Annotated in this window: 22 protein-coding genes and 1 tRNA gene; 7 read left to right on the top strand and 16 right to left on the bottom strand. The window is 61.3% G+C overall.

The window, feature by feature from the left end:
* Positions 1-35: 35 nt before the first annotated feature.
* From IGB42_RS17305 to rbsK, 7 genes are all read right to left on the bottom strand, one after another.
* Positions 36-503, bottom strand: coding sequence for a hypothetical protein (locus tag IGB42_RS17305; protein WP_159673992.1), 468 nt, complete (start codon positions 501-503; stop codon positions 36-38).
* A 449-nt stretch (positions 504-952) separates the two neighbouring features.
* Positions 953-1,960, bottom strand: a complete 1,008-nt coding sequence (locus IGB42_RS17300; RefSeq protein WP_159673990.1) for a LacI family DNA-binding transcriptional regulator — start codon at positions 1,958-1,960, stop codon at positions 953-955.
* 132 nt (positions 1,961-2,092) lie between these two features.
* The gene (gene rbsB / locus IGB42_RS17295; RefSeq protein ID WP_159673988.1) at positions 2,093-3,028 is read right to left on the bottom strand and encodes a ribose ABC transporter substrate-binding protein RbsB; all 936 of its coding nucleotides are present in this window, start codon (positions 3,026-3,028) and stop codon (positions 2,093-2,095) included.
* Between the two features lie 110 nt (positions 3,029-3,138).
* Positions 3,139-4,077: an ABC transporter permease gene (locus tag IGB42_RS17290; protein WP_174764229.1), complete on the bottom strand. Its 939-nt coding sequence runs from the start codon at positions 4,075-4,077 to the stop codon at positions 3,139-3,141.
* 11 nt (positions 4,078-4,088) lie between these two features.
* Positions 4,089-5,570 carry a sugar ABC transporter ATP-binding protein gene (locus IGB42_RS17285; RefSeq protein ID WP_159673986.1) on the bottom strand — a complete coding sequence of 494 codons (1,482 nt, stop codon included), beginning with the start codon at positions 5,568-5,570 and terminating at the stop codon, positions 4,089-4,091.
* Positions 5,571-5,589: 19 nt separating this feature from the next.
* The gene (gene rbsD / locus IGB42_RS17280) at positions 5,590-5,988 is read right to left on the bottom strand and encodes a D-ribose pyranase (protein WP_159673984.1); all 399 of its coding nucleotides are present in this window, start codon (positions 5,986-5,988) and stop codon (positions 5,590-5,592) included.
* Between the two features lie 20 nt (positions 5,989-6,008).
* Entirely contained in the window at positions 6,009-6,926 is a 918-nt protein-coding gene (gene rbsK / locus IGB42_RS17275; RefSeq protein WP_159673982.1) for a ribokinase, read from the bottom strand.
* 427 nt (positions 6,927-7,353) lie between these two features.
* Here rbsK and IGB42_RS17270 point away from each other — a divergent pair.
* Positions 7,354-7,444 (top strand) — tRNA-Ser (locus tag IGB42_RS17270).
* A gap of 134 nt (positions 7,445-7,578) precedes the next feature.
* Here the strand turns inward: IGB42_RS17270 and IGB42_RS17265 are convergent.
* Positions 7,579-8,382 (bottom strand): ABC transporter substrate-binding protein, encoded by an 804-nt coding sequence (locus IGB42_RS17265; protein WP_159673980.1) that lies wholly within the window; start codon positions 8,380-8,382, stop codon positions 7,579-7,581.
* 196 nt (positions 8,383-8,578) lie between these two features.
* On the opposite strand from IGB42_RS17265, the gene IGB42_RS17260 reads away from it, so the two are divergent.
* Entirely contained in the window at positions 8,579-9,472 is an 894-nt protein-coding gene (locus IGB42_RS17260; RefSeq protein WP_159673978.1) for an NAD(P)/FAD-dependent oxidoreductase, read from the top strand.
* Positions 9,473-9,532: 60 nt separating this feature from the next.
* On the opposite strand, the gene IGB42_RS17255 is transcribed toward IGB42_RS17260, so the two are convergent.
* A complete protein-coding gene (locus IGB42_RS17255; RefSeq protein ID WP_159673976.1) occupies positions 9,533-9,991 on the bottom strand; it encodes an Rrf2 family transcriptional regulator in 459 nt (152 codons plus the stop codon).
* A gap of 99 nt (positions 9,992-10,090) precedes the next feature.
* On the bottom strand, positions 10,091-10,324 hold the full coding sequence (locus IGB42_RS17250) for a hypothetical protein (RefSeq protein ID WP_159673974.1): 234 nt from the start codon (positions 10,322-10,324) through the stop codon (positions 10,091-10,093).
* A gap of 231 nt (positions 10,325-10,555) precedes the next feature.
* On the opposite strand from IGB42_RS17250, the gene IGB42_RS17245 reads away from it, so the two are divergent.
* The 4 genes from IGB42_RS17245 (at position 10,556) to IGB42_RS17230 (ending at position 13,547) form a co-directional block, all read left to right on the top strand.
* Positions 10,556-11,023 carry a hypothetical protein gene (locus tag IGB42_RS17245; protein ID WP_159673972.1) on the top strand — a complete coding sequence of 156 codons (468 nt, stop codon included), beginning with the start codon at positions 10,556-10,558 and terminating at the stop codon, positions 11,021-11,023.
* A 75-nt stretch (positions 11,024-11,098) separates the two neighbouring features.
* Positions 11,099-11,641, top strand: a complete 543-nt coding sequence (locus tag IGB42_RS17240; protein WP_159673970.1) for a hypothetical protein — start codon at positions 11,099-11,101, stop codon at positions 11,639-11,641.
* 438 nt (positions 11,642-12,079) lie between these two features.
* A complete protein-coding gene (locus IGB42_RS17235; protein ID WP_159673968.1) occupies positions 12,080-12,307 on the top strand; it encodes a hypothetical protein in 228 nt (75 codons plus the stop codon).
* Positions 12,308-12,479: 172 nt separating this feature from the next.
* Complete coding sequence (locus IGB42_RS17230) at positions 12,480-13,547, top strand: ABC transporter substrate-binding protein (protein ID WP_159673966.1); 1,068 nt, start codon at positions 12,480-12,482, stop codon at positions 13,545-13,547.
* Positions 13,548-13,593: 46 nt separating this feature from the next.
* On the opposite strand, the gene IGB42_RS17225 is transcribed toward IGB42_RS17230, so the two are convergent.
* Positions 13,594-15,315, bottom strand: coding sequence for a chloride channel protein (locus tag IGB42_RS17225; RefSeq protein WP_159673964.1), 1,722 nt, complete (start codon positions 15,313-15,315; stop codon positions 13,594-13,596).
* Positions 15,316-15,321: 6 nt separating this feature from the next.
* Positions 15,322-15,774 carry a MarR family winged helix-turn-helix transcriptional regulator gene (locus IGB42_RS17220; protein ID WP_159673962.1) on the bottom strand — a complete coding sequence of 151 codons (453 nt, stop codon included), beginning with the start codon at positions 15,772-15,774 and terminating at the stop codon, positions 15,322-15,324.
* A 109-nt stretch (positions 15,775-15,883) separates the two neighbouring features.
* Between IGB42_RS17220 and IGB42_RS17215 the strand changes: the two genes are divergently transcribed.
* Positions 15,884-16,972 (top strand): HPP family protein, encoded by a 1,089-nt coding sequence (locus IGB42_RS17215; RefSeq protein WP_159673960.1) that lies wholly within the window; start codon positions 15,884-15,886, stop codon positions 16,970-16,972.
* Positions 16,973-17,040: 68 nt separating this feature from the next.
* Here IGB42_RS17215 and IGB42_RS17210 read toward each other — a convergent pair whose 3' ends face one another.
* Genes IGB42_RS17210 through IGB42_RS17195 form a run of 4 tightly spaced genes read right to left on the bottom strand, consistent with a single transcriptional unit; the run spans position 17,041 to position 22,777 of the window.
* Positions 17,041-19,140 carry an HlyD family secretion protein gene (locus IGB42_RS17210; protein ID WP_159673958.1) on the bottom strand — a complete coding sequence of 700 codons (2,100 nt, stop codon included), beginning with the start codon at positions 19,138-19,140 and terminating at the stop codon, positions 17,041-17,043.
* Positions 19,141-19,144: 4 nt separating this feature from the next.
* Positions 19,145-20,488 carry an efflux RND transporter periplasmic adaptor subunit gene (locus IGB42_RS17205; protein WP_159673956.1) on the bottom strand — a complete coding sequence of 448 codons (1,344 nt, stop codon included), beginning with the start codon at positions 20,486-20,488 and terminating at the stop codon, positions 19,145-19,147.
* A complete protein-coding gene (locus IGB42_RS17200) occupies positions 20,485-21,240 on the bottom strand; it encodes an efflux RND transporter periplasmic adaptor subunit (RefSeq protein WP_159673954.1) in 756 nt (251 codons plus the stop codon). The genes IGB42_RS17205 and IGB42_RS17200 overlap by 4 nt, the downstream gene beginning before the upstream one ends.
* A 13-nt stretch (positions 21,241-21,253) precedes the next feature.
* Positions 21,254-22,777: a TolC family protein gene (locus IGB42_RS17195; RefSeq protein WP_201799987.1), complete on the bottom strand. Its 1,524-nt coding sequence runs from the start codon at positions 22,775-22,777 to the stop codon at positions 21,254-21,256.
* Positions 22,778-22,785: the final 8 nt, after the last annotated feature.

Raw genomic sequence — 22,785 nt, 5'->3', positions numbered from 1 at the left:
CTCGTCCACCTGATATCGATGCATGGACCCGTGGTTCAACCACGGCGCCAGCGGTCATCCCTGCCGTCGCGATCATGGTCGCGATGGTCGTGGTGATCGTCATGTCCACGGTCCCAGCGGTCCCGGTCATTGCCACGGCGATCATCGTCGCGGCGCGGTGGTGGCCCGCGGTGATCTTCGCGGTAGCGCGGCGCATACACATTGCTGTACCACTCATTGCGCACGAAATACACCGGGCGTCCGCATGCATTATATTGGCCGCAATACTGGCGCCAGCGCTGTGCATGGCCGGGGGGAACACGCATATAGACCGGCTCGTAATAGCGGCGCTCCTTCACCACCACAACGGGCTCCTGGTAAATGACTTGCGGTCGCGGGTAATTGCCGATGGCAATTTGTCCATAGAAATTGGGATCGCCGATATTGACCGATATACCCACATCGGCTGCGGATACTGCCGTGGCGGCGGTAATGGCCACGAGCGCAAACAGCATTTTCTTCATGACTGACTCCTTGTGGTGGCGCTATGGGCTGCGTCTGCAAAGGCAGGCAACCCTTGTTCTGGTTTTGCTGCAATGCAGTGCCAGCGCGGGTTGCGGCTACTGCGTTGCTGAAACCGATTATGCATAAGCGGCAATCGCGGATATCGGCATTTTTTACATACAGTGGCGACAGTGGGTGGGGATATACAGCCTGAATCAGGCGCAAATGCGCGTGCTGATTGGCTTCATGCGGATGGCATGATGATTGTTACGAATTGAACATCTGTTTGATCGCATGTAATGGCCGGATTGATTCCGGCCAATCGCTGCATTGGTAATGTGAATAGTGCGTATTCATCGCCATATGCGGATTGGCTGATGTAATCGCCTTGCCAATTGCGGATAGGCTTGCCGCGCTTGATCCGGTGCCGCGCGACGATAGGCCACGCAACACCGGATCAATGGCGGTTTCAGCCTTGCTGCCGCCGTGTTTTGATCACCGCCGGTATCCATTGCGATTGCGCTGCGGTGCCTGCAATCAACGCCTGCACGCCTGCCAGGCTGCCAGCGGCGATGGCTGCGCTGTCCTGGCCCACCGCATCCACCGGAAGTGGCAGGCAGTCGAGCAGCGGGTGATCATCGAATGTCATCAGCCGGGGGGCGCCGAGCAAGCCGCCGCTCGCAATCAACTGCGCCAGCACCCCTTCCAGCAAGGTGATCGAGCCGGTAAACAACGCCTGCGGGTAGCGGCCATGCGTGGCATGCCATTCGGTAATCAGCTGCTGGCCGGAGCTGCGCCAGTAATCGCGCTGGAATACCCAGTCATCATGCTCGCTGCTGCCCGCTGCGGTGAGCGCCGCGCGGTAGCCGGCCAGCCGGTCGCGGCTGGGGGAAAGGTCGGACTGGCCGCCGAAGTACACCACCTCGTCACAGCCGGCGCGTAGCGCGCCATTGACCAGCGCAGTGACCGATCCGGCCGCATCGGTCACCACGAAAGGAATATCGCTACCTTCCACACGGCGGTCGGCAAACACCAGCGGCACGCGGCGCACCCATTGCTGGTAGCGCGCGGCATCGCTGCTGCTGGGCACCACGATCAGCCCCTCCACCTGGCGCGATACCAGTTGGGTAATGCCGGCCATTTCCCGCTCGGGATCATCATCGCTGGTGACGATCAGCAACTGGTAGCCGGCGGCACGGCTTTGCGTTTCCAGTGCCTGTGCGAGACTGGCGTGCGCAAAGTTGGTCAGCTCCGGCACCACCAGGCCCAGCGTGCCGCTGCGCTTGCTGCGCAGCGCTCGTGCCGATTGCGAGGGGCTGAAGCGGTGCTCGGCCGCTACGGCCAGCACGCGCTCCACGGTGGCCTTGGCAATGCGGTAGCGCTCGGCGTGGCCGTTCAGCACCATGCTGGCGGTGGTACGCGATACCTGGGCCAGGCGGGCGATGTCGTCGATGGTCAGGCGTTCAAACTGGGTCACTGCCGGTATATCCTGTAGTCGTGCTGTTGCTGGTTACAGAGTGTAGCGCAATGCGAAAAAAAGCCGGTGCAAGTGCACCGGCCAAGTGTCGTTCCGAGGATGGAGAACGAATGCGGGATAGTCGGCAGGGCCTTACTGTTTGACGAGATCCAGCGGCACCGGGATGGATTTCTCTACCGGTTGGCCGTCGATCAGCTTTTTGGCGGCTTCCACCCCCATCTTGCCGATCAGTTCAGGTTTTTGCTGCACGGTGGCGGCGAGGGTGCCGGCTTTCACTGCGGCAACGGCATCCGGCGTGGCATCGAAGCCGATCACCACCACGTTTTTCACGCCCGCGGCCTCGATGGCTTTCTGGGCGCCCAGGGCCATTTCGTCGTTGTGGGCGAACACGCCTTGCACGTTCTTGTTGCCCTGCAGGATGTTCTCCATCACCGACAGGCCTTTGGCGCGGTCAAAATCAGCCGGTTGTTTGGCTACCAGCTTCACGTCCGCCTTGCCATCGACCACCGAGTGGAAACCCAGGCCGCGCTCGCGGGCGGCGCTGGAGCCGGCAATGCCTTCCAGCTCGACGACATTGCCCTTGCTGCCGATTTTTTCCAGCAGGTATCCGGCCGCCATCTTGCCGCCGGCCACGTTGTCCGAGGCGATATGCGCGCTGACTTCGGCGCCGTTTACGCTGCGGTCGAGCGAAATCACCTTGATACCGGCTGCTTCTGCCTGCTTGACCACGTTGGCCACGGCATCCGAATCGGTCGGGTTGATCAGGATGACGCTGACCTTTTTCTGGATCAGGTCTTCCACGCTGGCGATCTGCCGTGCCGGATCATCCTGCGCATCCACGGTAATCAGCTTGACGCCGGCATCCTTGGCGGCAGCGGCAGCGCCGTCGCGCAGCGAGACGAAGAACGGGTTGTTCAGGGTGGAGATGGACAGGCCGATGCTGGCGCCACCTTGCGCTGCAGGTGCGGATGCGGGTTCTGCCGCGGCAGTGTCCGGGCCCTGTTTCGAGCAGGCGATCAGGCCGACAGCCAGCAAGCCGGCGAGCAGGGATGGAATAAAGCGTTTCATGGTGACTCCTCGAAGAGGTTGGTATTTTCAGGGCAGCTGTGGCGCTGCCCGGTTGATGCCCTGATGGGCGTTGCCTGTTGCTGTTTATCCGTTTGCGAGTAGCGCAGAGGTCATTTCTTGCCAGCCCGGTCAAGCAATACCGCCAGCAGGATCACCACGCCCTTGATCACCTGCTGATAGAACGACGACACCCCCATCAGGTTGAGGCCGTTGTTGAGCACGCCGATCAGCAGCGCCCCTACCAGCGTGCCGAAGATCCAGCCGCGCCCGCCGGTCAGGCTGGTGCCACCGAGCACTACGGCGGCGATGGCATCCAGCTCGTAACCGGCACCGGCGGTGGGCTGCGCGGAGTTGAGGCGCGAGGTCAGCACCACGCCGGCCATTGCTGCCATGGTGCCAGACAGCGTGTACACGCCGATCTGCATGCGGTCGGTCTTGACGCCGGACAAGCGTGCCGCCTCGGCATTGCCGCCGGTGGCATACACGTGGCGGCCGAACACGGTCTTTTTCAGTACGAACCAGAACACGCCGAACATCAGCAGCGTCCAGACCACCGGGATCGGCATCAGCCCGGCGATATAGCCCCCGCCCAGCAGACTGAAGAAGTCACTGTGAAAGCCGGTGATGGGGCTGCCGTTGGAAAACACCAGCGACAGGCCACGCAGCACCGTCATCATCCCCAGCGTGGCGATGAAAGGCGCCACCTTGCCCTTGGCAATCACCAGGCCATTGATCGAGCCCATCAGCGCACCGATGGCAATGCCGATCAACGTGGCCAGCAGTGGGTCGCAGCCGGCTTTCATCAGCATGGCGGTCAGTACCGACGACACGGCGAGGATGGAGCCCACCGACAGGTCGATACCGCCCAGCAGAATCACCAGCGTCATGCCGAATGCGATCAGCGCGTTGATCGATACCTGGCGCAGCACATTCATCAGGTTGCCCACGGTGAGAAAATCCGGGCTCATCACGCTCAGGCCCACGCTGACGATCAGCAGCGCGATGAAGGGGCCGAGTTTTTGCAACGTGGCTTTTTGTTGGGGCGTCATGGTGCTCTCGTTCAGTTGCCGCCGGTTGCGGCGGTCATGATGGATTCTTGCGTGGCAGTGGCGGCGTCGAACACGCCGGCCTGGCGGCCCTGGTGCATCACCAGGATGCGGTCGCTCATCGCCAGCACTTCGGGCAATTCGGACGACACCATCACGATGGCGGTACCGGCGGCGGCCAGCCGGTTGATGATGTGGTAGATCTCGGCCTTGCCGCCCACGTCCACGCCGCGCGTGGGTTCGTCCAGCAGCAGCACTTTGGGGGGCTGCGCCAGCCATTTGGCGAACACCACCTTCTGCTGGTTGCCGCCGGACAGCGACTTCACGTCCAGTTCTGCATCCCGCGTGCGGATATGCAGGTCGGCAATCAATTGGTTCACCGCTGCGCGCTCGGCACGGCTGTTGACGATGCCGGCGCTGGCGTATTCATCCAGATGCACCAGCGTGGCGTTCTCGCGCACCGACATGCCCAGCACCAGCCCCTGGCTTTTGCGGTCTTCGGTAACGAAGCCGATGCCGGCGGCGATGGCCGCCGCAGGGTTGCTCGCCTGCAGCGCCACGCCATCGAGCACGATATCGCCATGGGTTTTACGGTTGACGCCAAACAGCGTCTTGAGGATTTCACTGCGCCCGGCGCCCATCAGCCCGGCCACGCCCAGCACCTCGCCCGCGCGTACCTCGAAGCTGATGCCGGCGATGTTGCCGTCGTCTGCCAGTTCGCGCACCTGCAAGCGCAGCGCGCCCGGCTGGGCAGCGCGGCGCGGAAAGCGATCACCGATCTCGCGGCCCACCATCAGCCGGACGATTTCATCAAAACCGGTTTGCGCGATCACCCGCTCGCCAGCGAAGCGGCCATCGCGCAGCACGGAAATCCGGTCGCATACCGCAAAAATTTCCTCCATGCGGTGCGAGACGTAAACAATCGCCACGCCACGGTTTTTCAGGTCTGCCATGATGGCGAACAGCGTTTCAATCTCGCGCTCGGTGAGGGCCGCGGTGGGCTCATCCATGATCAGCACCTGCGCATTCAGCGATAGCGCTTTGGCGATTTCCACCAGCTGCTGCTGGCCGATGGACAAGCTGCCGGCCTCTGCCGCGGGGTCGATCTGTCCGGCGCCAACCAGGGCCAGCCACTCGCTGGCCTCCGCACGCATGCGGCGGCTGTCGACGATGCCCAAGCGCTGTGGCTCGCGGCCCAGAAACAGGTTTTCCATCACCGACAATTGCGGGATCAGGTTCAGTTCCTGATGGATGATGGCAATGCCCAGTGCTTCCGCATCGGTGGTGTTGCGGATGGTGACCGGGGCACCATCGATGGTCAGCGTGCCGGCATCGGCCTGATACACGCCGCACAGAATTTTCATCAGCGTGGATTTGCCCGCGCCGTTCTCGCCCATCAGCGCGTGGATTTCGCCGGCAGCCAGCGTGAAATCGACGCCCTCCAGCACCCGCACCGGCCCGAAAGCCTTGCTGATACCGCGCATGGTGATCTGCATGTCGGTTCCCTTGGGCGGATCAGAAAATCACGCCGGAATGGAGGATCACGTTGGCGTACGGCGTGGCCTCCCCGGTGCGGATCACCGCTTTGGCTTCGCGGCACAGTGTCTTGAAGGTGTCGTGCGGCACGAAATCGACGGCGACGCCGGTACGCGCCATGGCGGTGGCGCGGGTGGTGACCGCGCTGTTGTGCTCGAGTGCCTCGCAGGCGAACACCGCGCGTTCGGTCTGGAAATCGGCCAGCAGTGTTTCCAGTACCGGCAGAAAGCCCGGTTCCCCCAATTGCAGTGCAAGGTCTATGCATTCCACGCCGGGTGGTATCGGCAGGCCGCAATCGGCAATCACGATGCAGTCGGTATGGCCCATACCCGCCAGCACACGGCTGATATCACGGTTGAGGTGGCCTGATTTTTTCATGGGGTTCGCTTCCGTGCGGTTCAGGATCGGGTGCTGGCTGCGTGTTGCAGGCCATCACGAAGGAAGGCATCCAGTTCGGTCAGGCGCGGCATGCCGCCTTGCGCACCAGCCTTGGTGACCGACAGTGCACCGGCGGCACTGGCGCGCCATGCCGCCTCGGCAAGGCCCAGGTGCCAGAATGCGGCGAGCGCACCGTTGAAGGTATCGCCCGCGCCGGTGGTATCCACCGGCGTTACCTTGAAACCGGGCTGGTGCTGGATGGTGCCGTCGGCATCGCTGAAATAGGCACCCCCCGCGCCCTTGGTCATCACCACGCCACCGGGCAGCGCGGCAAGCAGCGTTTGCCATTCGGCATCCGGTTCGCCCAGCGCCACCGCCAATTCGTATTCATTCGGCGTGAGCAGGGTGATCTGATCGAGCAGTGCTGCAGGCAGGGCGCTTGCAGGCGCGGGGTTCAGGATGAACGGCTTGCCGTGTTTGCTGGCGAGTGCCGCTGCGTGTTGCACGGTAGCGAGCGGCACTTCCAGCTGGGCAAGTACTACATCGCAGCTGGCAAATGCCGCTTCCGCTGCATCCAGATCGGCCGGCCCCAGCAACTGGTTGGCACCGGGCACCACCACGATGGCGTTATCCGCCTGGCAGAGCGTGATGGCGGCAATGCCGGTGGCTGCGGTGGCCGCTTCGCGTATCCAGCGGGTATCGATGCCCTGGGCCGCGAGGCCGGCTTTCAGCTGTGCGCCAAATGCATCATTACCCACGCAGCCGATCAGGGTGACCGCTGCACCCAGCCGTGCTGCTGCCACCGCCTGATTGGCGCCCTTGCCGCCGGGATAGGTAGCAAAGCGTTCGCCCAACAGCGTTTCGCCCAGGCGGGGAAAGGTTTGCGTTTCCACCACCAGATCCATATTGATGCTGCCGACTACCAGTACGCGGGTCATGCGCTCTCCTTTGCTGCACCTGCTGCAGTGGCCCCAAGCCTGTGCACTCAAGTGGTGCTGATGTGTTTGCTAAAACGTAATCAGCCTGTGTGGGAGCGATTTATAACAGAGAAATGTAGCGACTGGAATAGCACTACGTGATTCCCCTTACGGCTTGCGGACGGATGGTGGATTGCGATGCATGAAGCGTGGGCAGGCGGCGCAACCAAGCAATGGCGGGGTTTCGAGGAAGATGGAAGGCAGCCGGGCTGGGCGCGTAGTTACAAAGGCCGGGCTTGGAGGGCGGTCAATGCGTCCCCACGTTCGCAGGGGTCAATGATTTGCACCGTGCCGGTGCATCGATGCTGGAAGCAATGCTGGTGTTTACTGCTCCCGGGCTTTGCTTGGCAAAGCCGCCTTGCTGGGGTATAGTTCGGCCTCCTCTCGTGGAGAGATGGATGAGTGGTTTAAGTCGCACGCCTGGAAAGCGTGTATAGGTTAATAGCCTATCCGGGGTTCGAATCCCCGTCTCTCCGCCAGCGAATACAAAAAACCCCCTTGGGAAACCAAGGGGGTTTTTGCGTTGGTGCACCCAGTAGCGGTGCAATGCAGGCAAATCATGCTGATAGCGCATCGTTTTGGTATCCGACGAATGCCCGGGATGCAGATTCGGTTACTGCGGCGGATTGGCCACATTGCCCCTGCGCTTGGCCGCGCCCGGCAGATCCAGCACATTGCGCTGGGTGATGCTGGCAAAACGGCCATCGCGCTTCATCTGCTCGATGCCTTCATTGATGTCGCGCAGCAGCTTGGCTGCACCGGGGCGGCCGGGGACGATGCCGAAATAAAGCGGGATGCTGGCAAAGGCGGGCTCTTGCCAGCGCACATTGGCATTCAATGACCACGTCTTCCGGCTGGACATCAGGTATTCACCCACCGCGTGTTCCATGGCTGCGGTATCGATACGGTTGCTGGCCAGTTTCTTGAGGTTGGTTTCGTCGTCATTGACGGCTTCGAGTATCAGCCCGGCGTTGAGCAGGTTATCCGGATATCCATAACCGCGGACGGTACCGATCTTCTTGCCGTGCAATGAGGGCAAATCGGTTTTCTGTGTGGCTGCCTGCGTATCGCGCACGTAGAAGCCCAGGCGGCTTTCAAACACCGCCATGCTGGCCTGCAGGCCGAACGAGCCGATTTCGCTTTGCCAGCAAGGCAATACTCCGTCGGCATTGCCTTGCCTGAGTTCCAGCGGGACACGCGCCCAAGGCAGGAACACCACGCGAATGTCGTAACCCTTGCCGGCAAGCGCGCCATTCAGCACTTCCAGCATCGCCCCCTGGGCGGGCATGGATTCGGAAGTGTAGGGCGGGTACTCCAGCGTCAGGAACGTGACCGTGGTGCTTGCCGCAGCTGGCAATGCCACGCAGATCATGCCCAGCCATGCCAGTACGCCCGAACAGTGCCTTTTCCACCCCATGCCGACCCGTCTCCTTTCGCCCGCGCCCCTTCAGCATAGTGCCGTTTGTGCAATGCGGGGTGCCCAAAACGACGCTGCCGTGGCAGTGCGCCGGGCACTGCAGCATCGGTCGTTTTCATTACCGCAGCGGCTTCGTTGCTTTTGTTTTTCATGTAATATATAAAGTTACATGTTAAGCCATGAGCAGGAGAACACCATGCAGTACGACGTTGCAATCATTGGTGGCAGTTACGCGGGATTGTCGGCCGGGCTGCAACTGGCGCGGGCACGCCAGAGCGTGCTGGTGCTGGATACGGGGGCGCGCCGCAACCGCTTTGCACAGCACTCGCACGGCTTTCTGACGCAGGATGGCGCTGATCCTGCCGCGATTGCAGCTACGGCACGCGCGCAGTTGCGGGCGTATGGCACGGTGAGCTGGCTGGATGCCCGGGCAGAGCGGGCCAGTGTGGTGGAGGGCGGCTTTCTGCTCTCCGCGCAGCAAGTACCTGCCATTCTCGCCCGCAAGCTGATCCTGGCAACGGGAGTGATCGATCAGTTGCCGGAGGTGCCCGGGCTGGCGGAGCGCTGGGGCCGCAGTGTTTTCCACTGCCCCTATTGCCACGGCTATGAACTGCAGCAAAAGCCGCTTGGTGTGCTGGCAAGCTCGCCGTTATCCCTGCACCACGCGTTGATGTTGCCTGACTGGGGGCCGACTACCTTGTTCCTGAATGGCGCATTCACGCCGGACGACGCGCAACTGCAGCAGTTGCAACAGCGCGGCGTCGCCATCGAGGACGGATTGATCCGCGAGATTAGCGGCGAGCGTGCGGTGATGGTGATGCAGGATGGCCGCAGCATCGCGCTGGAGGGGCTGTTCACGCTGACCAGAACCCGCGTGGCCAGCGATATCGCCGCACAACTTGGTTGCGAATTCGAAGCAGGGCCTACAGGTGACTTCATCAAGACCGATGCCACCCGCGAAACCAGTGTGCCGGGCGTGTTTGCCTGCGGTGATGCCGCACGGGCGGCGGGCTCGCTGGCGCTGGCAGTGGGGGATGGCGTGATGGCAGGGACTGCAGCCCATCGTGCGCTGATTTTCGGGCAGGCCTGAATGGTTTGAAGTGCCGAGGATGGTGGCCGGGAAGGGGGGCTACCAGTCTTGCCCGCCGGGTCAGGCAGCTTCCGGCGTGCCCCCAGCATGCTGGTCGGTCACGCAGAGCGCGCTGAAGTCCCGCGCCAGATCGGCAAGCGTAATGATGCCCAGCCGGGCGATCAGCAGCGCTTCGGCTTGCTGCAGCGCTTGCTCGAGCGCGGCGTTGACTACCCGCTCAACCCCGCACGCTGGGTTGTCGTCACCGGCACCGATGGCAAAAATCTTCGGGCCGCCCACTGCGTTGTGGATATCGAGCAGCGTGACTTGCTGCAAGTCACAGGCCATGGTCCAGCCGCCACCGTGGCCTTTTTCCGAACTCACATAGCCAGCCTTGCGCAGCCCCGCCATGGTGCGCCGTACCACTACCGGGTTGGTGCCCAGCATTCTGGCAATCTGTTCCGAGGTATAGGGCTGATCATGGCGCGCCATGTGCAGCAGCACATGCAGCATGCGCGAAAGCCTGCTATCCGTGCGCATTGCGCGCCTTGCTGCTGGAGAGGTCGGCCATGCCAGCCCGGAGTATCGATGCCATGCCGGATATTAACATGGCCGTATCTGCGCGCTGCGCGGGGCGGTTCAAACCTCCCGGCCGGAAAAACCCTTGCTGTCCGGATCCCAGTCGGCATCTTCTTCGCCGCTGCTTTGCAGCGGTACATTGTGCGGTTTGTGTTCATGCGCTGCAGCGATGCAGGCATCCTGCCGCTGGTGGGTTTCGCTGTTGTTGGCATCCATGCCATGGGGGCTGTCGGCATCATGTTGATCGGTATGCTGGTTTGCCGGCACTTCTTGGGGTTTTGCCTGGGTTGCCATGTCGAAACTCCGTGCGTAGCGATGTCGCTACGCTACCACGGAGACCATTGGCGACCATAGGTCGGCGGCGCATCGGTTTGTGGGATCAATTGCCACACCGGATGCATAGCCCGACCAGTTATCGCGCCCCCGCGCATGGCAGGCCGTATCCCACAGCAAAGTCATCCGCCTGCCGCTGCCGGTGCGTGCATCGCTGGGCAATGATGTGACCATGATCACAAGGAGGCCGTCATGACACAGCCCCGCAATCACAGCACGCATCCGCAACGCAGTGTACCGGCGCAACAAGCGCTGGCAGCACAGCAGGCACTGGCCGACCAGCCGAAGCTGGATCAACCGGATCAGGATAGTCCGGATAAAAACGATCAGGGCCAGCCGGTTGCTTCAAACCGGCGCACGCAGAGCAATTTCGATTCCAACTACCCGGACGGCACCGCGCCCAACAGCGGCCTGCAGCGCGGAGAAGGGTTGAAAAAGCCGCTGGGAAAACCGACTGCAAACCACGACGACGAGTACGGCGCGGCGCCACCGCGTGACCAGATCCGCCCGCCGGAAATGGACATTGCCGCATCGGGCAAGCCGGCGGCAGGTGAGGACGTGCCGGCGTCGGTCACCGATCACGATGCCAACAATGACTACATGCGCCATTTTGCTGGTGAAGAGAAGGCCAAATCCCTGCGTGACAAGGCTGGCAAATAAATCCGCTTTGCATGCAGGTAGTACATATCCACACGGACGTATCCATTCAAACCCGAAACGCCCAAGGAGTTCATCATGTCTGATATCGCTGGCGATAACCGCCCGGAAGTTGAACGTACCATCAACAAGGACCCGGTGACCGGTGAAACCGCGTTTCACCCTGCCGGTACCGCTACCGGTGCAGTAGCCGGTGGCGCAGTGGGTATCGGCGCCGCAGTGGCCGCCGGTGTTGCATTGGGTGCGGTGGCAGGCCCGCTGGGCATGGCAGCAGGCGCCGCTATTGGTGCGGTAGCAGGGGGATGGGCCGGCAAGGCGCTGGCCGAGCAGGTCAACCCCAGCGAGGAAGAGGCCTACTGGCGCGAACATCACCATGTGCAGCCTTACTTCGACAATGTGCATGGTTTCGAGGAATATCGTGAGGCCTACCGCACTGGCTATGAAGGCCGTGTGCGTTACGAAGGTCGCAGTTTTGACGAAGTAGAGAAGGAGCTTCGTCTGGAATACGAGCGCAACCGTGATCAGTCCGATCTGGATTGGGAGGAAGGCAGCCTGGCTGCGCGCGCTTCGTGGAACAGGGTGGAGCATCGCTACGAAGTGCATTACCCGCCAAAAGACTGACCAGCGATACAGACACGATGGCCCCGTAAGGGGCCTTTTTTTTTATCGGATCAGCGCCAGGCTGCTGCGCCAGCCACATGGTTTTCGCTCGCTTTGCAGATTCGTGCAACTTGCCGGGCAAAGCAAGCAATGCACGCATGCAAGGGATGGCACGCGTGGGCGTGCGCCCGACCGTGCTTGTAGATGCGGGGGCATGTGTACCGGAATCTTTGACCCCGGCAGCCGGGTATCAATGCGTTTTCCACAGCGAAATCGCAACCGTATCGCATGTCTGTTTCTATTCAATCCATTGTGCGCACTGTACAAAAATCAACAATAAACATCACTTTGTGATGTATTTCTGTAAAAAAATGCCTGGCATGGGTTCTGCTTGGATCAGATCGAAATCATGAATCGGTCAGCCAAGGTGGCGCTGGATTAATCCATGCGGGAATAACAATGCACATATCACTGGCAGTACTGAAAAAGGGCTGGTCATGCCCGATGGGGCGTATTGCCGTCGCGCGCGCATTTGCAGGATATCTTCATTTCCCTACACCGTTTTCCGGTGGTGAATTGAAAAGCCGCAAGCGGTATCGGCAATCCGGGGCCGGCCAGCCTGCGAACCGGATGGAATTGAAGATGAAAATGCTGCTTCAGTTCAGCGCCTGCCTGTGGAGCATGTGATGTGCTGCGCTGTGCTGTTGCATTTGCCAGAAAACAGATTGTAGCCGGAGCATTTCCGGATGATGCGTATTTCCTTGTAAGCAAGAGTCGGACGATTGATACCGGTTCTGCTTTTACCATTCCTAGCCAATAACGGCTTTCCTTTCATCACGCCATTCATCAAGGTACTTCAATGAAAAACACCTTCAAGAAATTATTGCTGTTAGGCAGCGCCGCCCTTTTTGCTGCATGGAGCCTGCCTGCAGGAGCAGAGGAAAAACCGGGTGAAATCCGCTTTTCCTACCCCGGCGCTGGCTCGGGCGGGCGTCCGCTCGGCACCGGCAGCTTTCTGGCTACTGCGCATATCAAGGGCGTGCTGGAGCAGGAGTTCAAGGCGGATGGCATCAAGGTAAAATGGAACTTCTATCCGGGTGCCGGCCCGGCTGTGAATGAATCATTTGCCAATGGCCTGGTGGATTTTGCCGGTCATGGTGATTTGCCGCTGATCGTGGGGCGTTCCACCGGCCTCAAGCACAAGATCATTCTGAGCTATGGCCGATTGGGCAATACCTATTTCGTGGTGCCATCCGATTCACCTGCAAAAACCCTGGCTGATCTGAAGGGAAAACGGATTGCTGTTTTCAAAGGGACTGCAGGGCAGTTGACGCTGGGCCGCGTGCTGGAAAAATATGGCTTTACCGAGAAAGACTTCAAGGTCATCAGCATGGATACCGAGACTGCCAAAGCAGCATTGGCAACCAAGGATATTGAAGGCTATATCACCACCCCTTTTGATCTGGAAGCGCGCGGCATTGCCAAGCGGCTATTCGAGATTCCGCGTGACCCCAAGATCACCAGCGTGGGAACAATCTGGGTGTCAGAAGAATTCGAGAAAAAATATCCGCAAATCGTGCAGCGTGTCGTTACCGCGCTGCTGAAGCAGGCCGCGTGGGATTCGGATGAAAAGAATCGGGATCAGCTATTCAAGTTATGGGGTCAATCCGGCACCAGCCCTTACGGCGATTACGTGAAGAGCTGGGATAGCTACAAGCTGAAAGAACGCGTCAATCCACGCCTTGATGATTACTATGTGGCCAGCATCAGGAAATCCATTGATGAAGCCAGGCGCTTCAAACTGATACGCCGCGATGTGGATATCAATGGCTGGATCGAACCCAAGTACCAGAATGCCGCACTCAAGGAATTGAAGCTGGAAAACCTCTGGCCCGAATATGACGCGAACGGCGTGCCCAAGTCCTGACACCCATCATTGCGCCGCTGTTCGATGCAGCGGCGCAAACATGGCGTTAGCGGAGCTTCTCGCGCGTGTTCTCCTGGGAAAATGCCTCTACACCGGGGCGTAGCAGATCGTTCGCTGTCAGTAGCCCCAGGAAGGTGTGATTGGCCGCCGAGGTCACTACGGGCAAGCATTGCAACGCATGCCGGTTCATGCGTGCAGCTGCTACTCTGGCCGGCTCTTCCGGATAGGCCAAGGCGGGGAAAACCGCTTCCTGGCTGACCAGATCCAGCAACAACGCGTCATCAGCAGCACCAAACAAATCAACCGAGCCGATCATGCCAAGCAGCTTGCCCCGGGAAACCAGCGGATAGGCAGGCAACTTGCTGGCAGACGCGCGCAGCATCCGTTGCGCATAGCCTGCAGTGTGCCCGGCATTGAATGCCACCACGCCATGCTGCATCAACTCTCCGACGTGGCTGCGCTCGAGCGGGTCGACGCCATATTCCCGATAGACGTGCAGCCCCCGCCTGGCAATTTTCCCGGTCATGATGGAGCGCCCTTGCAATAAAGTCGCGAGGCCCCAGGCCACCAGCGTGGCCAGCATGATGGGTAGCAAGGCATCGCCATCGTGCGTAAGCCCGAACGCGAACACCACCGCAGTCAGCGGCGCACCCAAAGCGCTGCCAAGCAGGGCGGCCATGCATACCAGTGACCACAGCCCGGGTGATCCCCCCGGCAGCCAGGGGGAGAGTAAAACGCCCACCCCGGCACCAACCATCAGCAAGGGTGCCAATACCCCGCCCGATGTGCCCGATCCCAATGCAAGCAGCCAGATGCAAAGCTTGATGCCGATCAGAACGGCGACGACAGCCAGATCAAGCCGGCTGTTCAGCAAATCAGCGATGACGTCATAGCCCACGCCCAGCGCGCGGGGTACAAGATAGCCACCCAGCCCCACAGCGAGGCCACCCAATGCGGGCCACCACATCCAGTGCATGGGCAATCTGGCAAAACCATCCTCGACCTGATGCAACGCCCAGGTTACGAAAACCGCCAGCAGGCCAATCAGCAAGCCAGCGGTAATGCAGCTGCCCAGCCCGGCCATCTGCACCGGTGCAGTCTGCAGTGGAAACAGCGGTCCAGCCTCGAAGAACGGCGTTCTGAGAAAGCCTGCTACCGCACAGGCCAGGCCAACCGGTAACAGGCTGCGGGGGCGCAGTTCAAACAGCAGCAACTCGACCGCCAGCAGCACGGCGGCAACCGGGGTACCGAAAATGGCTGTCATGCCAGCGCAGGCACCGGCTACCAGTAACGTCTTGCGCTCGCCGGCACTGACGTGCAGGTATTGCGCCAGCAAGGAGCCGAGGGAGCCACCGGTCATGGTGATGGGGCCTTCGGCACCAAACGGGCCGCCGCTGCCGATGACGATGCCGGACGACAACGGCTTGAGCACGGCCACCCTGGCAGACATGCGGCTTTTGCCGAACAGGATGGCTTCCATGGCTTCCGGAATGCCATGGCCGCGTATCTTCTCGCTGCCATAACGAGCCATCAGCCCGACAACCAGGCCGCCAATGGCCGGCAAGACGATGACCCACCAACCCAGGTGGTGTTGCGCAGGGGAGTGTTCAGCCAGCGACAGGGTCTGGAAGAAGAACAGGTTGGTAAAGAAGCGGATCAGCAGGATGAGCAGCTTGGCCGCCAAAGTGCTGGCGATGCCGATAAGCATGGCCAGGCCGGAGAGCAATACCAGCCGCCGGTTGACCGTGTAATCGCGTCTGAATGCCATCGCGGCTTACTCCTTGGCCGGAGCGGCCGCATCTACATCGTTGAACGCGGTGATTTGCGCCACCTGGAACGTTCCCCGCAGCGATTGCAGTTCCAGCTCGTGCAGCGCCGCCAGTTGCGCCAGCAAGGCCATGCCTTTGGGTTGCAGGTGCACTTCTACCTGGCGGCGATCCACCTCGCTTTTCTGGCGTCGCACCAAGCCCGCATCCTCGCAACGCGACAACAGCGCGACGGTACCGTGATGCTGCAGTTGCAATCGTTCAGCCAATTCACTTACGGTGGCCCAGTCCCGACCGGGAAAGCCGCGCACATGCAACATCAGCAGATATTGCAAGGGTGTCAGACCGGCAGATTTGGCCGCGGATTCACTGAAATGGATGAAGCGCCGCAGCTGGTAGCGAAATTCCGAGAGCGCTTCATACTGCGCCTTGTGCAGCGGGGGAAGATTTTGGCTCGACATCCGTGAACTTTACGAAGAAAGCAGATAGATGAGCAAATATATCACAATATGATATATTTTCGACCGTCGAGAAACGCCCCATGCGCGGGCATGAATCAAGGTCAAATAGATGCAAACAGGTTTCAGGGGCTGGGGTGGTTTCTGGCCACAGGCTGCAATGGCGGGCGGGCGTGACCGGCTGGTCGCGTGCATTGGTGCTTGCCTGGGCATGCTGCTCACGCAATGGATCAGCCGATCCGCGCTGGGTCAAGCCAGCCCGTGGTTCATTGCCCCGATGGGCGCATCGGCAGTATTGCTGTTTGCGGTGCCGGCCAGCCCGCTGGCGCAGCCCTGGTCCATCGTTGGCGGCAATCTGGTTGCCGCATCGATTGGCGTTGCATGTGCGCAGTGGATTCCCGATCAGATGCTGGCGGTGGGTTGTGCAGTCGCGCTGTCCATCGGCGTGATGTTCCCTTTGCGCTGCTTGCATCCACCCAGTGGCGCGGTTGCCTTGACGGCGGTACTCGGCGGGCCGGCGGTCCATCAGTTGGGTTTCCATTTTGTGTGGCACCCGGTCCTGCTCAATTCGCTGCTGCTTGCTGCGCTCGCTATCCTGTTCAACAACCTGGCCGGGCGGCCTTATCCACATCGTGTACCGATACCCACCAGTCATGCTACGGCAGATTTGCCGCCGATCGAGCGCTCCGGCGTCTCGCGGGAAGACCTGCATGCGGTGCTGGCCCAGCACGGCGGGCTCTTCGACATTAACGAAGCAGATTTGCAGGAAATCCTGCTGCAGGCAGAGATGCATGCGCACCAGCGCCGCTTCGGCACCTTGCGTTGTGCCGATTTCATGGCCAAGGATGTCATCACGGTCGACGCCCATACGCCGGTTGCGCTGGCCTATCAAAAACTGCAGCAGCACCGCTTTTCGGCACTGCCCGTGCTGGGTGAGGATGCACAGCTGGTGGGCATCGTCTCGCTGCATGATCTGCTCGCCGCACAGTTCAGCCCGGACGACGCGGGCACCAGGGTGTGGCAGGTGATGACAACGGAAGTCATCACTGCCCGCCCGGAGGATCTGATCACATCGCTGGTGCGGCCATTTTCCGATGGCGGCTTGCACCATATGCCGGTGGCTGATCCGGCAGGCAGAGTGGTCGGGATGGTGACGCAATCCGATCTGATTGCGGCGCTCTTTCATGAGCCATTGCCCTGACCTTGCCACCAAGGCCGCGCCACGCTACCGGTGCGGTTCGATATCCGGCGACTGGCAATGACGGGGGGCTACAGACCGCGTTCACGTTGCATCAGCACCAGCAGCTTGTTCCAGACTTCACCGGCCAGGCTTTGCCGCTGGCGTGACAGCATCACCGTACCGGGTAACTCCCTTGGCAACACGCGGCGGTCGCACTGCGTCAGCCGTACCCGGTAAATGGCATTGGTGGGAGCAAGCCCATTGTGGTGGCTGCGTGTTACCGCGATCGGCCCGCCAAAAGTACTGGCGAGATAGTTCTGTTCCAGCCCCGCCACGTTGACGTCATCACTTTGTGCGGCGTTACAGCGTATTGCGCCGAATTCGGGCAGGTTGGCAATGAATACCGCTTTGCTGTTCGCTGCCAGCGCAGCATGATCGCTTTCACCGACAAAGGCTTCTGCTTTCAGCTCACCGGTTTCGCCAATGATCTGGTACAGCTGCTCGCCACGGGCCAGCCAGGCACCATCCGCAAGAAACAGGTTGGCATCGATCACGCGACCATCGAATGGCGCGCGTACTTCCAGCCGTTTTCGCTCTTCTGCCAGGCCTGATACCTCGGCTTGCACGGCCACCCAGCGGCGGCGCAATACATCGCCCTCACCCTGCAGCTTGTCGGTAAATGGCTGTTGCTCCACCTGCCATTGCAATTGCTGCGCGCGTGCCTGTGCGGCCTGCAAGTGGAAATCCAGCTCCGGTGATACCAGTTGTACCAGCAACTGGCCTGCGCTCACCTGCTGCCCGGCAGCCACTGCTGCACCTTTTACATAGGCGGGTTGTACGCTATAGAGTGCCTGGCTCTGGCTGGCGCTCAGCACTGCAGGCGCCTGGATTGCACCGCGCCAGGGCAGGAAGATGAACAGCAGCAGCATGGCGAACAGAACCACCGCGCGCCGGGATTGCCGGTTCCATTGGATGTCGTCTCGTCGCCGCCACCATACGCGCAGTTCGCGGATGATGGGCATGGCAATGAATACGCCCAGCTCGATGAACAGCAGTCCCAGGCCCAGTGCCTTGAAGAACAGGTGGTAAACAGTCAGCGCAATACCCAGGAACAAGCCCAGCCGGTACAGCCAGGTGCCGAACGCAAACGCGATCAGGAAGCGGCGGCGACCGGGCGGGAAGGGCTCCGGCATCGGGTCGTCCAGCCCGAATAGCCAGCGGCGCAGCCACCAGCGTGCCAGCGCGAAGGCGCGGTCATGCAGGTTGGGCATGTTCAGCCAGTCTGCCAGCAGGAAGTACCCATCAAAGCGCATGAAAGGGCTGGCGTTGATGGCCAGCGTCAGCAGCCAGGTGCTGGTGGCCAGCATGAATACGCCGGCGCGCAGCGGCCCATCGGGCAAAAAGCTCCACGCCAGTGTGGCGAACGCGGCCAGTGCCAGCTCGGCCAGGATGCCGGCGGCGCCGATTTTCAGGCGGTCTTCGCGCCGCATCAGCTTCCAGGCTTCGTTGGTATCGGTGTACAGCACCGGCCACATCACCAGGAAAGCCACCCCCATGGTGGGTACCCGGCAGCCATAGCGATATGCGGTGAACGCATGCCCCAGCTCGTGCAGCACCTTGGCGAAAGACAGCGCAATGCCGATGCCCAGCAGGCCCTGCAGCCCGGCATACGAAGAAAAGGTGTGGGTGAATTCATCCCAGCGGCGTGATACGAAGTACAGCCCCAGCAGCGCCACCATGCCCACCGCCCACCAGAAGCGCGGGCTGTACGCCCATTCCACCCACGGTGAAAAACGTTGCAGCAGCGGCATGGGCCGCACCAGCGGCACACGGAAGAACAGGTAGTGCTTGAGCAACCACATGGCCTTGCTGGTGCGATGCGCGGCGGCCATCTTGTCCAGCCTGGCGGTATCGTCCGCACGCCATGCCAGCAGCAGGCTGTGGTAGCTGAGGAATTGCCCGACCGCTTCCAGGTCATCTTCATCTACGGTGAGCGTGGTTTCGCGGTTGACGGCATCGAGCAGCGCCTGCGGATCACCCAGCGACCAGCGCGACAGGATCTCGAACGCCGGCCATGACAGTTCATAGAACTTGTTGGCGGCCGGGTCGTGCAGCGTCCAGGTGGGTGCCCCGCTGTCGTCGGCCGGGCCGGGGTGCAGCGTCAGGTCTTGACGCAGTGTGGGCAGCATGGCCTCAGATACCCAGCCACTGGCGCGTGACCGTCAGCGGACGGCGCAGCGCGTAGTAGAAAAACGGTACCCAGCCCGCCGTCAGCCGTGCGGTACCGCGCAATCCCAGTCGGGGCAGGGATTTATCCACGAAGCTGGCGCGTATACGGTAGGCAAGCACGCCGCCATCGGTTTCTGCAGCCGCATACGAGATGCTGATGATCTTTGCATCGAACGATTGCGTGGGGCTGGCATCCGGATAGAACGACAGCGTATCGCCCGGCTTGAGGCTGATCTGCTCGGCGACCGGCATTTGCGCGGTGAGTTCCACCTTGCCGGGGTCAGCCAGCAGCAGCACCTTTTCCCCGATGGTGACGGCCTTGCCCTGCCAGTCGTTCACATCGCCAAACACCGCCACACCGGCGCGCTCGGCCTTCACCTGCACGCGCTCCAGCTGGCCGGAGGTGTAATCGAGTTCCAGCGCTTTCTGTTCCAGCTCGCCACGGCTTTGCGCCATTTTCAGGCGGCTTTCGTCATCCGTGACTGCCGCCTGCGCGGATTGCCGGTATTCCTCCTGGGCGGTGTCATACGCGCGCTGCGCAACAGCCCGGCGCGTTTGCAGCGCGGCAGTATCCAGGCTGAACAATGGCGTGGACACGGCTACCGGCTGGTTGGGGCGGATGTAGATCTTGTCGATCACCCCATCCAGCGGCGCACGCACCAGGAATGGATCCAGCGGCGACACTTCGGCCGGTGCCAGTACGGTCAGCCGCATCGGGATCAGGCAACAGGCCAGCAGCGCCAGCAACACGCGGCGCCGGTTGCGGCCGGGCCGCAGCAGCGCCTTGGCGCGGTCTGCCAATGGCTGTGCCGGGTGAAAGGCGGCCAGTGCATGGCCATAGGCGTGGGTCAGTTCGGTCAGCACTGCCAGTTCGTGTTCATCGAACGGCTGCTCGCGCGCCAGCAACAAGGCGCCTTCCAGATGGCCGCTGCGGTCTTTCAATGGCAGCCATAGCGCATGTGCAGGCAACCAGTCAGCCCAGTCGGCACCACTACCGGCCGGTGCAGTGGCTGCAGTGACCGCGGTAATACCCGAATGCGCGTGTGCCAGCTTGCGGCACAATTGTGTCAGCCAGTGCAGATAGGGCGCGTTGGGGTCTACCTGCGGCAGGCCGGATACCGTAGACACGTAGCCCAGGCCACTTTCCAGCCATACCGCAGCCTGGCGATAGCCAACCAGGCCCAGCGTTTCGTTGGCCATTACAAAGCCCAGCGATTCGACGCTTTGTGCATCGCGTGCGCGGCGTTCCAGCTGCAGCAGCGTCAGCAGCGGCCCCACCGCTGGCGGGGTTTCCGGAAGCTGGCTCATTTGTCGCTGAAGCTGGCCCAGCCACTCATGCCGGGCAGCAGCGAGGGCGGGTTGCCATCGATCTTGCCGACGATGGAAATGGATTGGCTCACCGGATCGATCTTCGCGCCGATACGCACTACCTTGGCCGGATAGCTCTGGTTGAGTTCATCCACCAGCACATTGAACGACGTACCGGGCTTGATGCGCGCCAGCCATTTGGACGGCACGATCATCTGCAGCTCCAGCGCGCTCGAATCGACGATTTCCAGCAGCGGTTTGCCGGGGGTGACAAACTCGTGCGAGGTGGCCAGCTTTTTGGTAACCCGGCCGGAAAAGGGCGCGGCAATGCTGCATTTGCTGACGGTGGAGCGCATGTATGCCGCTTCTGCCGTGGATTCCTTCACCTTGGCTTCGGCCTGCTCCACTTCCAGCTTGCCTACCGAGTTGAGCTCGGCCAGTCGCCGGTTCACGTCCAGCAGCTTGCGCGCGGCCTCGGCAGAGGCCTCGGCCTTGCGCAGTTGCGCCACGAACAGCACGCAGTCAAAGGAAACCAGTGTCTGGCCTGCCTTGAAGCTGTCGCCGTCGCGCACGGTCAGCCGGTCTATCTTGGCGTTGAGTTCGCTGGAAATGGTGGCGGAATCGCGCGCGGCTAGCTGGGTGCGGATGCGCCCATCCTTGTCCGCGCCGGTAAACGTGGTGGGGGCCGCAACCTGTGCGGCATGCCCCAGCGCTGCCGCAACAAGCAGCGGCAGCAGAACTGCAATTTTCATCCTGAACCCTTGGTTACCTGGTCTTCTTGCTGGCTGGTTCTACCAGTGTTTTTTCACGTTCGGCAATCGCGGCACGCAAGGTCGGCAGGTCGTAGCCGGCCACTTCCTCCGGTAGCGGATCGATACCCAGCGTAGTCAGCATCTGGCCATAGGTGTTCTGCAACGCGCCATAGGCCTGGTACAGGCGCAGCTCGGACATTACCGCACTGGCCTGCGCGCGGATCTCGGCCAGCTTGCCGGCCGCATCCGATTTTGCCGCATTCTGCGTATGGGTGAGGATGCGTTGATCTACGTCGTTCAGATCATCCGAGAGTTCGAACTGGCGCTTGCGGCCCTGATAATCGCGGTAGGCCACGTGTACCTGCGTGAGCACTGCCATGTTCAGCGCCAGTCTTTGCTGCTTGGCCACATCGTATTGCGCCTGTGCCGCACCCTGGATATTGCTGGCGTTCAACACGTTGAGCAAGTTCCAGCTCACGCGCAGGCCGGCGGTATTCCAGCGGTTATTGACGAGGAAATCGTCGCTGTCGTAATTGGTACCCAGTTCAACCGTGATACCCGGCAGCATCTTGGCCAGTGCCTTCTTGGTTTCTGCCAGGCCGATACGCTCGTTGTAGCTGGCTTCCACCAGTTCCGGACGATTGATGAGCGCCGTTTCTTCCATTGCTGCCGGGTCTATCGGCAGCTTGGGGGTGCTGAAGCCGGCAGGGGTAGCCAGGGTGTATTCATCGCCAGGCGGGATGTTCATGATCGAGGCCAGACGCGGCTTGGCCTGCGCCAGCTCATCACGCACTGCTTCCAGCTGGCGGATGATGTCCAGCAACTGGCGCTGGTAATTGAGCGTATCCAGCGGCGACTGCAGCTTTTCCTTCTCGATCTTGCGCGAGTCATCCAGTGCCTTCTGCGTGAGCTTCAGGATGGGCTCGACCTTCTTGTCGAGCAGCTGCGCGCCGATGGCCTGCCAGTATGCCTGGCGTACCTGTTGCATCATCAGATGCACCACCTTGCGGCGGCGTTCACGCGTGACCAGTACGCGGTCGGCCTGCTGGTGCGCGGCATAATAGCTGACGCCAAAGTCCAGCACGTTCCACGACATGCCAAGGTCTGCAGTGGTATGCATGCGCTCGGACGAGACCGATGGCACCAGCGATTGCTGACCGGTGACCACATCCTTGGAAACCGATGCCAGATCGTTGTTGCGCCAGCCATAGCCCGCGCCAGCGGTCAGTTGCGGCAGCATGTCCCAGCGCGACAGATCCAGCTGGCGTTGTGCCAGGGCTTCTTCCATCACCTTCAGGCGGTTATCCAGGTTGTACTTGAGCGCCCGCGCCATCGCTTCATCCAGGCTGATGGGGCCGGATATCGCTTCCTGGTTCTGGAACATCGTTGTGCGCTGGCTGGCCAGCTCGGCCTGGCGTTCTGCCTGTGTGGTCGCCACCGGCTGGATGGCGCAGCCGCCCAGCAGGGCGGCGCCAACCAGCAGGCTGACCAGTTTGGGGCGGCCGGGTAGGGCGGGGCGGGATTTGGCGTTCGACAACGGATGCT

This window comes from Andreprevotia sp. IGB-42 (assembly GCF_009848685.1).
Classification (GTDB): domain Bacteria; phylum Pseudomonadota; class Gammaproteobacteria; order Burkholderiales; family Chitinibacteraceae; genus Andreprevotia.
This window is presented reverse-complemented; position numbering and strand designations above follow the sequence as displayed.